Source organism: Tenacibaculum larymnensis (assembly GCF_028829235.1).
Taxonomy (GTDB): Bacteria; Bacteroidota; Bacteroidia; order Flavobacteriales; family Flavobacteriaceae; genus Polaribacter; species Polaribacter larymnensis.
Genome location: NZ_JAIWJY010000005.1, coordinates 175,602 through 188,950, shown reverse-complemented (window position 1 = coordinate 188,950; position 13,349 = coordinate 175,602). Strand labels below are relative to the sequence as shown.

10 protein-coding genes are annotated in these 13,349 nt (G+C 32.8%); 3 read left to right on the top strand and 7 right to left on the bottom strand.

Annotated features, from left to right (window positions below):
* Positions 1 to 1,260, bottom strand: coding sequence for a dihydroorotase (locus LCI24_RS09600; RefSeq protein ID WP_274640188.1), 1,260 nt, complete (start codon positions 1,258 to 1,260; stop codon positions 1 to 3).
* Positions 1,257 to 3,191 (bottom strand): BatA domain-containing protein, encoded by a 1,935-nt coding sequence (locus LCI24_RS09595; RefSeq protein ID WP_274640187.1) that lies wholly within the window; start codon positions 3,189 to 3,191, stop codon positions 1,257 to 1,259. Before LCI24_RS09595 ends, LCI24_RS09600 begins: the two co-directional genes overlap by 4 nt.
* Before the next feature lie 121 nt (positions 3,192 to 3,312).
* Here LCI24_RS09595 and LCI24_RS09590 point away from each other — a divergent pair, with 121 nt between their 5' ends.
* From LCI24_RS09590 to rlmF, 3 genes are read left to right on the top strand one after another with little or no spacing between them, the layout of a single operon-like run.
* Positions 3,313 to 3,978, top strand: coding sequence for a class I SAM-dependent methyltransferase (locus tag LCI24_RS09590; RefSeq protein WP_274640186.1), 666 nt, complete (start codon positions 3,313 to 3,315; stop codon positions 3,976 to 3,978).
* Complete coding sequence (gene bshC, locus LCI24_RS09585) at positions 3,978 to 5,573, top strand: bacillithiol biosynthesis cysteine-adding enzyme BshC (protein WP_274640185.1); 1,596 nt, start codon at positions 3,978 to 3,980, stop codon at positions 5,571 to 5,573. The genes LCI24_RS09590 and bshC overlap by 1 nt, the downstream gene beginning before the upstream one ends.
* A complete protein-coding gene (gene rlmF / locus LCI24_RS09580) occupies positions 5,573 to 6,427 on the top strand; it encodes a 23S rRNA (adenine(1618)-N(6))-methyltransferase RlmF (protein WP_274640184.1) in 855 nt (284 codons plus the stop codon). Before bshC ends, rlmF begins: the two co-directional genes overlap by 1 nt.
* 300 nt (positions 6,428 to 6,727) lie before the next feature.
* Here the strand turns inward: rlmF and LCI24_RS09575 are convergent, their stop codons facing one another.
* The 5 genes from LCI24_RS09575 to LCI24_RS09555 all read right to left on the bottom strand — a co-directional run bounded on the left by LCI24_RS09575 (position 6,728) and on the right by LCI24_RS09555 (position 13,079).
* Positions 6,728 to 8,569: a PLP-dependent aminotransferase family protein gene (locus tag LCI24_RS09575; RefSeq protein ID WP_274640183.1), complete on the bottom strand. Its 1,842-nt coding sequence runs from the start codon at positions 8,567 to 8,569 to the stop codon at positions 6,728 to 6,730.
* 225 nt (positions 8,570 to 8,794) lie between these two features.
* Positions 8,795 to 9,289 carry a VOC family protein gene (locus LCI24_RS09570; RefSeq protein ID WP_274640182.1) on the bottom strand — a complete coding sequence of 165 codons (495 nt, stop codon included), beginning with the start codon at positions 9,287 to 9,289 and terminating at the stop codon, positions 8,795 to 8,797.
* A gap of 74 nt (positions 9,290 to 9,363) precedes the next feature.
* On the bottom strand, positions 9,364 to 10,179 hold the full coding sequence (locus LCI24_RS09565) for an AraC family transcriptional regulator (protein ID WP_274640181.1): 816 nt from the start codon (positions 10,177 to 10,179) through the stop codon (positions 9,364 to 9,366).
* Between the two features lie 243 nt (positions 10,180 to 10,422).
* The gene (locus tag LCI24_RS09560; RefSeq protein WP_274640180.1) at positions 10,423 to 10,821 is read right to left on the bottom strand and encodes a DUF6678 family protein; all 399 of its coding nucleotides are present in this window, start codon (positions 10,819 to 10,821) and stop codon (positions 10,423 to 10,425) included.
* 119 nt (positions 10,822 to 10,940) lie between these two features.
* Positions 10,941 to 13,079: an amino acid permease gene (locus tag LCI24_RS09555; protein ID WP_274640179.1), complete on the bottom strand. Its 2,139-nt coding sequence runs from the start codon at positions 13,077 to 13,079 to the stop codon at positions 10,941 to 10,943.
* Between the last annotated feature and the right edge of the window lie 270 nt (positions 13,080 to 13,349).

Below are 13,349 nucleotides of genomic sequence, written 5' to 3'. Positions count from 1 at the left end.
TTATGAGTTTAAAATTAGTTGACTATTATTGTAAATACCATAAACTTTTCCTTCTAGCTTTTTCCCTAGAAAGATACTGTTTTTCGAGGTAGAAACAATATTTTCCTTAGAGAAAGTATACGCTCCATCAGGATTAAAAATAGACAAACTAGCTTTTTCATCTTCTTTTATGGAAGCCAATTCAACATTAAAACGCTTTCTCGGGTTGCTTGTTAAGCAATTAATAATAGTTTCTAAATCTAATACTGTATTTAAAGCACCAAAAGCACTTTCTAAACCTATAGTTCCGTCTTTAGCGGTAGAAAACTCTACTTTTTTATGTTCAATGTCAATAGGATTATGGTCTGAAGTAATTATATCAATAACTCCTTCTTTTAAACCTTGTACTAAAGCTTTTCTATCTTCTTTTGTACGTAGAGGAGGATTTACCTTTTTATTAGCTTCAAAGCCATGTAGTTCATCATCTGTTAATATTAAATTGTGTACAGCGACACTACACGTTACATCTAAGCCTTTTTCTTTCGCTTCTTTAATAAGTTGAACAGATTTAGCTGTTGAGATAGTAGGAATGTGTAATTTTCCTCCTGTATATTCTAATAAAAATAAATCGCGAGAAATTTGAATTTCTTCTGCAAGAGCAGGAATTCCTTTCAACCCTAAAAGAGTACTATTTTTACCTTCATTAGCAACACCTTCACCTGCTATTAAGTTGTTTTTAGGGAAGCTTAGTACCAATCCGTCAAAGTTTTGAGCATACAACAAAGCTATCTTTAACAAATTATCATTGCTAACAGGTTTGTTATAATCACCAAAAGCAATAGCACCCGATTGTTGCATGTCGAACATTTCAGACATTTCAACTCCTTTACTTTGCTGTGTTAAAGCTCCAATAGGATGAATACTAGTTGCAGCTCCGTTTACTTTATTAATTAAAAACTCAATAGCCGATTTATTATCAACTATAGGGTGTGTATTTGGATTAATAGCTACATGTGTAAACCCACTTTTAGCCGCTACTTGTACACCATGTTGCAAGGTTTCTCGCTCTTCATAACCAGGTTCACCAAAAGAAACACTTGTATCAAACCAACCCGGAGATACGTGAAGGTTATCAAGCGCTACAACAGTATAGTTTTCTTCACTAGTAATGTTGTTGTCAATTTTGGTAATAATACCGTCAGTAATTAAAATATCTTTAGTTTGTTGGTGGTAAGGACTAGAAGCATCTATTATTGTTGCCGATTTAAGCAGCGTTGTCATGGTTTAAAGAATTTTAAAATCAAAATTTCTAAAAGCAAAGATACAATAGCTAAGCCCAAAAACCATTTCCAAAGCCATTGAATTTTGTTTTCATTATTAATATTTTCTAAGGTGTTTTTAACTGAAGTAGATATGGTCATGTCATTAGCTTCAGAAAATATTAAAAAGTCTAAGACACTTTCATCTTTATTGTAATTAAAAGCAATATTTCTAAGTACATTACTTTGTTGTTGTACTTGATAAAACCCAGCAGTTAAAGGCTGGTCTTTGGTTGTGATACGTGTTTTGTTTTGAAAAGTTTGCTGTAAAGGAATAAAAGAACCTTTACTATTAACAATACTTAAAACTTCATCTTTACCTAGTTGCTTATCAATATCAATAGTATTTTGTTTGTTTATTGTATAATACAATTCAGAAAGTTGTAAACTCTGTTTTCCTATGTTATAAAAAACAGGAACAATTAAAGGAGAGTTTGTAAAATTACTATTGTCTTTATTTAGAGGAGCAGCTACCCAATACATAGAAGCATTTGGTAAACTAATCTGTTTAATAAAACCTTGTTTGTTCTCAAAAGAAACAATATTGCTAGCATTTTTAAACTCAGTATTAAATGAGGTTTTTACAAATGGATATTGAAAGTTGGCTACCTTCTTTTCAAAAACATTTTTTAAAAGAGGATGATTATAATTAATCGAAGTAACCTTTAAACTGTCACTTTTTAGTGAAAATAACTTTCCTGTATTTAGTTTATTAAAAAAGTTGTTATAAGAAGAAAGAGTTACTTTATTACTTGGAATTACAACTATATTTCCACCCTTTGCTGTATAACTTGCTAAGCTATTTATAAGTGTTTCAGGAATATTTTCTAACTCATTTAAGACAATAAGATGTTGCTTATCTATCAAATTATAATTTACATTTAGTAGCGAAGAAGAAGTAAAGTTAAACTCCTCTTTAGTATAAATTCGTTGTAAGAAGTTGTTTGATTCTCCAATAGCTAGTACATTAATTTTTTCGTTAGCATTAATGGTGAAATAAAATGAATTATCAAACCCGTAGGTGTCGTTAAAATTAATAGCTACTTTACCTAAAAACACAGGTGCTTTTACAACAGAAAAAGTAACCTCTGTAGTCTTGTTTTTCTCAATACTAAAGGTTTGTTTATTCAACAATTTGTCATTATTGTATATAGCAATAGGAATATCATTTTTGGCATTTCCTTGATTTTTAACAACAATATGGACGTTAAAATTAGACCCACCATTATCGTCAACAAAAACACTATCAATAGAAATGTTACTTTTTTGTTCAGGTACTAACTTCACAAAAGAAGTATTTTTAGGAACATTGTCAACTTCCTCTTTTTTAATGTTTTGAAAATCAGAAATTACAATGTTTTTGGTAGGAGAAGCTATAGACTTATGTTCGCTAGTCATTTTTAGAAAAACATCAGCAAGGTCTCTACTTTTTGCGGTATTTGTTGTTTTTAACAACTCTTCTTTTAGTTCAGAAGCTGTTTTATTAGCGTAAAAATGATTGTTTGTAAGTAAAGAATAACTTGTTTTCTCTGTAGAATTTTCAATAATTTCTTGTGTAGCAATTTGTAGTAAATTACCCTTTTCTCCAACAGCATTAGTACTTAAAGAATTATCTAGATATATAAAGAAATGCTGCTCTTCATCTAATTTATGATTACTAAAGTAGGGTTGAGCAAAAGCAAAAATTAGAGCAGTAAGTAACAGTAAGCGAGTGGCTAAAATCAGCCATTTTTTTATACGAGAACTTTTACGTGTTTGCAACACTAACTTTTGTAAAAAAGCTACATTGGTAAACGGAACTTTTACAAATCGCTGTAGTTGGAACAGGTGTACCAAAATAGGAATGAGTAAAAAAGCTAAGAAATATAAAATCTCAGGATGTTTAAACTGCATAATTGTAATTTACTAACTGTAAAAATACCTAAATAGATGGTTAAAAAAAGAATGTAGTTAAAAATCTGTTAGAAGTCTAGTAAGTTTTCGACAAAGGATTAAATTTTCCTATTTTTGGACTATGACTACAAAAGAGAGTGAGTGTAACATTCCGGAAGAAATTAATTACAAAAAACACTGGAATGCTGCCTACGTAAAAAATCCAACAGAAAAACTAGGCTGGTTCGAAGAAAGTTCGAAAGAAACTATTCAATTACTAAAAGAATCCAAAGTATCTAAAGATGCTAAAATCTTAAATGTAGGCGTTGGTTCATCTATGTTAATTGACGAGCTAGTAGCTGATGGATATTCAGGTTTAATAGCAAATGATTTATCTGAAAAAGCTTTAATCGATATACAAAATCGATTAGGAAAAGATGCATCAAAAGTTAATTTTATAGCTGATGATTTAGTGACTCCAACCAAGTTACATGAGCTTGATGAAGTTGATGTATGGAATGATAGAGCGGTACTACACTTCTTCTTAAAAACCGAAGAACAGAACGCCTATTTTAATTTATTAAAGAAGATTGTAAAAGTTGACGGATTTGTAATTATTGCTGTTTTTGCTTTAGACGGAGCAGAAAAATGTTGTGGACTGCAATTACAACGTTACAATGCGGAAATGCTACAAGAAAAATTAGGAAACGATTTTGTTTTAGTCAATAGTTTTAATCACACATTTGTAAATCCGTACGGAGGAGAACGTCCGTATGTTTACACTTTATTTCAAAGAACGCACAAGTAATGAACGTAACCAATATACCTTATAAAAACACAGGATTCTTTTCTAAAACAATGGAGGATTATTTAAAGGCTGATGAAAATATTCAACCTTTTTATAACCGTTATCCGAGTTTACGAAACTTTGAAAAGCAACTAGAAGAAAAGAAAGCAAATCCTATTTCAAGCACTCAAAGAAAAAGATTGGTTGAAGTATTGAGAGAACAATACAAAGACATTGATTTGTCGTTCGACACGCAAAAAAATATAGAAAGCTTACTAGAAGAGAATACATTTACTGTTACAACAGGACATCAGCTGAACTTATTTACAGGGCCGTTATACTTTTTATATAAGATTATATCAACTATAAATATGTGTGAGCATTTGTCAATGCAATTTCCGAATGAGAATTTTGTACCCGTATATTGGATGGCAACTGAAGACCACGATTTTGAAGAAATTAACTTCTTTAATTTTAAAGGGATAAAAGTACAGTGGAACTCTGACCAAACAGGACCAGTAGGACGTTTTATAACCGAGGGGTTACAAGATGTTTTTGAAGTGTTTGCAGAACATTTGGGAAGTTCAAAAAATGCTGTTCAAATAAAAGAGATATTTGAAAAAGGATACTTGCAACACAAAACATTAGCAGACGCAACTAGATATATAGCCGATAAACTTTTTGGAAAGTATGGTTTGGTAATTTTAGATGCTGATGAAAGAGAATTAAAAAGAGCACTAACACCGTATGTAGAATACGATTTGCTACACGAAACCTCTTATAAAGAAGTATCGAAAACAATTACAGAGCTAGAAAAGTCATATAAAATACAAGTAAATCCGCGTGAGATAAACTTGTTTTATATCACCGATAGGATTCGTGAACGTATTGTTCTTGAAAACGGAATTTACAAGGTAAATAATACAGATATTTCTTGGACAAAAGATGAAATTCTAGACCATTTACATAGTCAGCCAGAATGCTTTTCACCAAACGTAATTATGCGTCCACTATACCAAGAGGTAATTTTACCGAACTTATGTTACATAGGTGGAGGAGGGGAGTTAGCCTACTGGTTAGAGTTAAAGGCATATTTTGATAAAGTAAATGTTCCGTTTCCTATTTTGTTATTAAGAAACTCAGCTCAAATACTCTCAGAAAAACAATTAGGAAAGTTAGAGAAACTAAACGTTTCAGAAGAAGAGTTGTTTTTAAAACAAGATGATTTACTAGCAAGAAAAGTGTTAGCCAATGGTGATACTAAGGTAGATTTTACCAAGCAAAAGCAGTTTTTACAAGAACAATTTGACGATTTACGTGAGCTAGCTCAAAAAACCGATGTTTCTTTTGTAGGTGCAGTAAATGCACAAGAAAAAAAGCAGATAAAAGGACTAGAAAACCTCGAGAAAAGATGGTTGAGAGCAGAAAAAAGACGTCAGAAAGAAATGGTTGAAAGAATCGTAGCTTTGCAAAACGAATTGTTACCTAATCAAAGTTTAGAAGAACGTCAACGTAATTTTTCAGAGCTCTATTTAGAATATGGAGCCGACTTTATTAAAGTTCTGAAAGAAAATTTACATCCGTTACAACTAGAGTTTACAGTTATTACACTTTAATGGCAGATAAAAAAGGATTACACAAAAAAAACAAACATAAAAACGGATATAATTTTAAACTCTTAAAAGAAAAGTATCCAAAAATAGAGGAGTTTGTTATTGAAAAATTTGAGAAGGAAACCATCGATTTTTCTGACCCAATAGCAGTAAAAGAGTTTAATAAAGCATTATTAGCTGCTCACTATAATATTAAGCATTGGAATTTTTCTGATGATAATTTATGTCCGCCAATACCTGGAAGAGTAGATTACATTCATCATTTAGCAGATTTGGTAGCAGATGAGGAAAACGTAACGGTGTTAGATATTGGTACAGGAGCAAGTTGTATTTATCCTTTGTTGGGAATTGCAGAATATGACTGGAATTTTGTTGCTACTGATATCGATTTAGATTCACTAGATTATGCTCAAGACATTATAGATGATAATGGTTTTACGGATAAGGTTGAATTAAGGCAACAGTTTAAAGAAGAGCATATTTTAGAAGGAATCATAGAAGCAGATGATGCATTTACAGTAACGATGTGCAATCCACCATTCTATAAATCGGCAGAAGAGGCGAGAGGAGCCAACCGAAGAAAATCGAGAAATTTAGGAAATAATGCTGTCCGTAATTTTGCAGGGAACTCTAATGAGCTGTGGTATATAGGTGGAGAGAAAGCTTTTTTACATACCTATTTATATGAGAGTTCTAAATTCCCGAAAATAAGTAAATGGTTTACGAGTTTGGTTTCTAAAAAAGAAAACGTAGAAAGCTTACAAAACTCAGGTAAGAAATTAGGAGTTAAAGAATTTAAAGTAATTCCTATGCACCAAGGAAACAAGGTAACACGTATTGTGTGTTGGAGGTTTTAGAAAAGGAAAGAAACTTTCTGAAATAATAAATAAACGTCATTTCGACCGAAGGGAGAAATCTCACTAAGGTTGGTTACTCTGATTATTGAGATTTCTCAGTCGTAGCCTCTTTCGAAATGACGTTTTTTTTGTCATTTCGAACTGAATGTGTAACGAAAGGCGAAATCTTTAAAATAGGAGTCACTCATATAGTCGAAACAACGTTTTGTTTTGTCATTACGAGTGATAACGAAGTAATCTTTATGTAGAGAGTAAGATAGTCACGTCGTTATCACTCCTCGCTATGACGTTTTATAGTTCTTAAATACCTTTTACAAAGTCTAAGAATACTTTTTTATGAAGCTCTAAATCCATATTAGGAGAAAGCGCTACACGAGCAATATAATCTTTATCACCTTCTTTGGTAGTTCCTTGGGTTGAGGTTGCAGGAATCGTCCAGTAACAACCTTTTAACTGTCCGTAGCTTACACAATACTTACTTTCATTTGGAATTTCAGTAATCATTAAATTGATAAGCTTTAAGTTTAAAGCTCTTTTATAGGCTTCTTTTTCTTCCGCAGTATTTCCTTTGGTAGGAAGGTCTAACGAAAATACTGATGGCATAAATCCTTGTGCTGCTAATTCCTCAGAAACAAAATTGATTTTAGCATCAGGTAACACTTCGTGGATAAAGTTTACAAACTCACGAGTATTCTTATAAGCATCGCTAATTCGTTGCGTCATAGAAGGCATTTGCGCAGCTAATATTTCATATTGAAGTGGTGTAGCCTCGTTATCGCAAATGTGTAAATGCTTTTCTATTTTTTCTATTAAAGCATTGGTGGTTTTGTTTCCAACACAGTACCCAGCAGTACATTTTCCACCACTTGGGAATTTAGAACCACTTGCAAACGAAATAGTTCTAATATTGGCTAACATGTCTGTATCTCCTAAAAAGTGAACATTCGGACAGAAAGTTTGGTCTAAAATAAATACAGGATCAATCGCTGTTTCACCGGTAGGAGTCGTACGTTTCTTACTCAAAACATCTCTTAAATCGGTAAGGTTTGGTACTTCTACTCTTGGATTGGTTGGAATTTCAGCAATGATATAAGGAACCGCATCTTGTGCAGCAATGTTGGTTAACACGGTATCAATACTTTCTACCATATCATTATCTCCATCAACAGGTAAATCAACAATGTCTACGTTGTTTAAACAAGCAGCAACACGTCTCGCTTGGTCGTTTGTACCACCATAACAGTTTGGAGGCACTACAATTTTAATAGCTTTTCCTTGATGGTTTTCTAGAGCATCATCAATCAATCCCATTAAAATGGCGTATTGTATTGAAAGTCCACTTGATGCTACCAACGCTTTTGTACTGGTATTGGTAATTTCATTGATGAGTTTCTCAACCTTTGCTTTGTTTTGTGCTACGTCAGTTACTGTAACCTCATACGGCTCATCGATAAGGCTTTTTAACGCTTTTAACGAATTAGCAGGAGTCATGGCAATAGTTTCTCTTCTTCTTACATGTTGAATGTCTGAAATATAAGAATCGTTTTGCTCACCGTTAACTAATAAAAAGCTTCCTAATTCTGGGTGTGTGTTGATGTAGAAATCAACGTTTTGTACAATGGTAAAGTTGCAAATAGCTTCTTGTTCAACAATAAGTACCGTACTACCATCAAACTCAGGAATAGCTTCAACACTATCCACCTTTTTTAATTCAAACTGATATCCGTATACATTTTTAATTACTTCTGCATCAAAAAAGCCAGGGATTTCATTGGTGTATACTATTTGCGTGTTTTTATTAGCAAACAAATTCGCTCTTAATACAGCCAATACAGGAACTGTTTGCGACGAAAAACTAATTACATTTTCTGCTTTTGTATGGTATAGTTTGGCAATCGTCCATTCTAATACAGATGATAACGGATGCCCTAAACGAATATAATCGTACGCAGTTGGTAACTCGTTTAAAGCAGAAGCAGCAGTATTGTTGTTTTTATACAAATCTTCAAACTGTTCTAAAAACTGGGTTTTGGCTAGTTTTTCTACATAAATATCCAGACGGTGCGTGGTTAGGTTTAACCAATCTGCCGGCATATTTTCTACAACATTTTTTATATAAGTATGTAAGTTTTTGTCTTGCATTATAGGTGTCTTTTAATAAGACTGCAAGATACGTTAATTAGATTTTTTTGAAAAGGGGAAGGAATGGTTTTATACAGGGAGTTTTGCTTTCGTTTGATATATGAGTTGTAGCTGACTTTATAAATTTATGGGTTTGTTTTTAAGACACTTTAATAAAAAGAAATAACGGTTTGAGTTAGTACCCAAACCATTATTACTTCCCTTTATTATTAGGAGTTTGTTTTTTTAATTTGGCGAATGAAGTCCAATCTTATTTCCTTCTGAGTCGAGAAAAATAGCAAAGTACCCGTTTTCGTCAGCATGAGGTGTTTTAGGTATCACAATATTTCCACCATGTTCTCCTACTTTATCAATAATAGTTTGCAGGTTGTCTCCACCATTGAGGTAAATGGTAACTCCGCTAGCAGAAGGTTCATAACCTTCGCCTTGTATAATTACTCCTGTAACCATTTGATTTTGGTAAGGAAATACCCCCATTTCCATTTCTGGAAAATGGAATCTTTCAATTTCTATTCCTAAAATTTCTTTGTAAAAATTAACGGCTCGTGTAATGTTGGTTGCTGGAATTTCGAAAATTGAGACATAACTTTTCATCTGTTGTATGCTTTTAGTGATTGATTCTTGAGATTGCGTTGTTTTAGCGACTGTAGTGTCTTTGTTTTTGCAAGACACAAAGCAAAAAAGTAGGGTAATAATGGCAATAAGTGTGTTGTTTTTCATTTTCAGCTTAGTATTATTGATGCAAAACTAAGAGCAGAAAATTAGTTGAAATTGTAAAAATGCGACACCTTAGCTTATTTGTAAAAAAGAGTAGAAAGCTTCAAGCTTTCGTCAGTAAGAAACTCTTTGGGGTTTATTCCTGTAAATTCTCTAAAGTCTTTGATGAAGTGAGCTTGATCGAAATAGTCGCTTTTATAGGCAACATCGGTTAGGTTTTTAGACTTTTGGTTAAGCATCAATTTTAAAGCTGTTTGCAATCGAATTACTTTCCCTAATTGTTTGGGGCTTACTCCAATTTGTTTTTTAAAGTTTCTTTCAAGCTGTCTTCTTTTAGATAGGTCGTATTGGAGGATTGAGTTTATAGAAACACTTCCGTTTGTAGTTAGAAGGGCATCAACAGTATTTTTTACAATATTATGAATTGTTTTTTGGTCGTTAAACGTATCCAAAAGAAACTTTTCGATTATGTCTATACGTTGTATCGTATTTTCAGCGTTGATTATTTTTTGTTGTAAACCATCTGCGGTTTTCTTGTCAAAAAGTAGGTCTAGTGACGTTTCTTTATTTGCCAAGTTGTTGATTGGTCCAGAAATAAAATTGGCAAACCCATAAGGATAAAATCTAATGGCAAAAGTATTGACATAACCTGTTGGTTCAATATAAAATGGCTCAATTGTTTGTCCCAATATCATTGCCCGTGGTTGAAGTATAAAGTCATTTTCGGAAGTGTACCGTTTGATATCGTCTCCAAGAATAAATGCCATCTCTATACAACCATCTGGTACAATTCGTTGTTTTTGTGGTTCGGAAAGTATAGGTACTTCCAAAGTCCAATAACAACTAATAATGGAGCTTAAATCTGTATGTGGTTCGTATGTTTGGTAGTCCATTTTGTAGTTTAATCTTTTTCAGCATGAGATACGATTTACCAAAGATATAACTTAAGAAGTATAGAATAATACTATTAGATACGTTAATTAGATTTTTTTGGAAAGTTGGGAGAGGGAGTTTTTACTGTTTAATTATTGGGTTAAAAAGAATGGTTTTTGTTTAAGAATTTGTATTAGTGATTCCGAGTAGATTTGGGTATAGTTGAATTCAAAGGAATTATAATTGTGGATTATAGTATAGCATTATTTATACCCATATAATCTTAAAATTCCATTATATTTCTCTATATCAAAATCTCCAATTTTATTAATCAAATTTTTAATTTTAGTAATGTCTTGGCTATGTTCAGAAATTGTTTGTTTTGAAATCCGTTTATTATTAATCATTTGCATTTTTTCAGGAAATTCAACCCATTCAATTTCTTTATATAAAATAGGTTCTATGAAAAAAGGATAGAAATCAACAAAATCAAATTCAGTTTCCAGAACTTTTTCCCGTCCAATAAGTTTATACTTGATAAATACGGAGTCAAATTCCTTAACTAAATTATCAAATAGTTTTTCCCATTTTGAATTATTCATAAATGATGAAAAATTACTTTTTTGGATGATATCATCTATATTTTTTTCTGTTAAGTTCACTTTCTGAGCTCAGCTGTTTTTATTATTTAAAAAGGGTTTAAAGTATCTGCCGTTTTAATAAACCGATATAGTCTGGTAGCGAATATAGCTATTTTAAACCTTAGAAATCAAACCAAAAATTAAGTAGTCACCTCCGTATCCAGCTTATCTATTTCATAACTCATGTATTCCTTATACAGTTTTGCGATAGATTTGGTTTCCCCAAGTATAGTAAGTACATCATCTTTTAGAAAAACAGTTGAACCATTAGGGGTAAACGTTTTGTCGTTTCTTTCAACCAAAGCTACTAAAACATCTTTTGGTAACTGAATTTCCTTTAGCTGTTTTCCTATCATGGAGTCTTGCGGAGTTCCTTCGAGTAGTTTGATGCTTACAAATCGCTCGTTTTGTAGTAAAAACTCCTTAATTTCTCTGTGGCTATTCATTTTAAGCAAGGTTTTTACGATGTGCTCTCGTTCTAAAATATCAAGAAGTCTCGATAGCATGCGCAATTGCTGTTTTGGGTTTTCATCAGAATTAATTAGAAAAGCACAGATTTGTATGGGCTTTTTAAACTCATAGTTTTCAGACGGAAATGCACCTTTAATTGGGTTTTTAGAAATAACAATTTTCATGGAAGGATGCGTAACACTCTTAAACTTGGCATGAAAAACTAAAATACCAGGTAACGCTATCACAGATTCATCGGGTATAGATTGGAAAAACTTGTGTAGTACACCTTCTTTGTTGAGGTCTAACTCCCTACAAAAGTAATCGGAAGCGATATTTAAGACCTTGTCAAAGTTAGTAGTATCCTTAATTATTTTTATTTTCGATGTAATTACGGTTTCATCAAAAGGATCGCCTTCACGAAGTCCTTTTTCTTTTAAAATAGTCATTAATTCATTTTCCAACTCGTCGTACTGATGCCTCCCTAAAAGCGCAAACCAATGAAAAATAGCGCCTTCTCGTTTTACTTTTCCTTTGGAATAGAAGTGATACCAAAGTAGGCCTATTACAATAATACCAGAGGTGAAAAGTATGGGCATCCATCCTAAATAAATAATAAGGATGAATGAAATAACAATTCCGATAACTTGCATAAACGGATATAATGGAGATAAATACCCAGGGTCGTACGATTCTATTTTACTTTTTCTAAAAACGATAACAGAAAAGTTAATAAAGATAAAAATCAATAATTGGAAGGTACTCGCAAGCTTTACAATACCTTCTTCTGATAATAGTAGAATGAATACAATAATTAATGCTGTAGTTAAAAATATAGCGACTATAGGACTTCCTTTTTTACCAATTTTGGCTAGAATAGCAGGAAACAATTTATCGCGTCCCATGGCAAACGGATATCGTGATGCAGATAATAGTCCTGCATTTCCTGTTGAGGCAAAAGCGGCAAGTGCTGCTACCGACATTAATAATACTCCTACATTATCGGGCAACCATTTAAAAAGTTGTTCTGCGGCTGTAGCTGCTGGTGCTAGTTCGTTAGCAAAGGCAGTAGGTTCAATAAGAGTAACCATAATAAAAACACCCAAACCATAAATTAATCCTGTAACGACTAAAGAAAGTATCATACCTAAAGGAATATTTCTTTCAGGGTTTTTAATTTCTTCTGCAACACTTACTATTTGAGTGAGCCCTAAATAGGAAACAAAAACAAAACCTATGGTGGTAAACATTCCTCCAAATCCGTTTGAAAAGAAAGGAGTAAATTGTTTATTGATAGATTCGTTGGTAATAGTATCTGAGGTAAAGATGGAGAAAAGACCATCTGCAATAAAACCAACTAAAATGACTAATAGGAATATGACAAACACCTTTTGAAAGGCGGAGGTTTTTTTAGCACCTACTAAGTTTAACGCCATAAAAAAGAGAGTAGCCACAATGGCAACTATTTTGGTAGGTACTTCCCAAAATATAGCGGCATATGCACCAATACCAATAATAGCAAAGGCTGTTTTAAGCATTAAAGCGAAATACGTACCCAGTCCGCCAATAGTTCCCATGAGTGGACCTAAGCTTCTGTCTAAAAAAAAGTATGCTCCACCTGATCGTGGTAAGGCTGTTGATATTTCAGCAATACTAAACATGGTGGGCAGTATTAATACACCTGCAAGTAAGTAGGCTAAAAATACAGAAGGCCCTGTGTAATGTGAGGCGATTCCTGGTAGTAAAAAGAAACCAGAACTAAACATAGCTCCAGTACTAATGGCAAAAACATCAAATAATCCTAAGTCTTTTTTTAGTTTGTTCCTCATGACTTTTGCGTTTAAGGCTTATTATTAAGTGGTTAGACCATGAGAAGATATGAAAAAAATTAGACTTTTTAAGCGTGGTTAGATTAAGATAGTGTTTGTAATATGCTCTTTTAGAGTGTTTTTTGTTAGAAAGGCTAGCTTTTGTTGGTTGTTTTTATGGAGTGAAAATAGGGTGTGGTTTTTATCGGGGCGACACCCCAAGCCTAATTGGGATGACACCCCAATGGTAAGGGGAGCGATACTCCCTGCCTAAGGGGAATGACTCTCCCA

Bases quoted from the DNA above. Each gene is read 5' to 3' on its own strand.
- bshC (WP_274640185.1), top strand. From the start codon at position 3,978: ATGAACGTAACCAATATACCTTATAAAAACACAGGATTCTTTTCTAAA.
- LCI24_RS09575 (WP_274640183.1), bottom strand. From the start codon at position 8,569: ATGCAAGACAAAAACTTACATACTTATATAAAAAATGTTGTAGAAAAT.
- LCI24_RS09570 (WP_274640182.1), bottom strand. From the start codon at position 9,289: ATGAAAAACAACACACTTATTGCCATTATTACCCTACTTTTTTGCTTT.
- LCI24_RS09555 (WP_274640179.1), bottom strand. From the start codon at position 13,079: ATGAGGAACAAACTAAAAAAAGACTTAGGATTATTTGATGTTTTTGCC.
- LCI24_RS09595 (WP_274640187.1), bottom strand. From the start codon at position 3,191: ATGCAGTTTAAACATCCTGAGATTTTATATTTCTTAGCTTTTTTACTC.
- LCI24_RS09565 (WP_274640181.1), bottom strand. From the start codon at position 10,179: ATGGACTACCAAACATACGAACCACATACAGATTTAAGCTCCATTATT.
- LCI24_RS09590 (WP_274640186.1), top strand. From the start codon at position 3,313: ATGACTACAAAAGAGAGTGAGTGTAACATTCCGGAAGAAATTAATTAC.
- LCI24_RS09600 (WP_274640188.1), bottom strand. From the start codon at position 1,260: ATGACAACGCTGCTTAAATCGGCAACAATAATAGATGCTTCTAGTCCT.
- rlmF (WP_274640184.1), top strand. From the start codon at position 5,573: ATGGCAGATAAAAAAGGATTACACAAAAAAAACAAACATAAAAACGGA.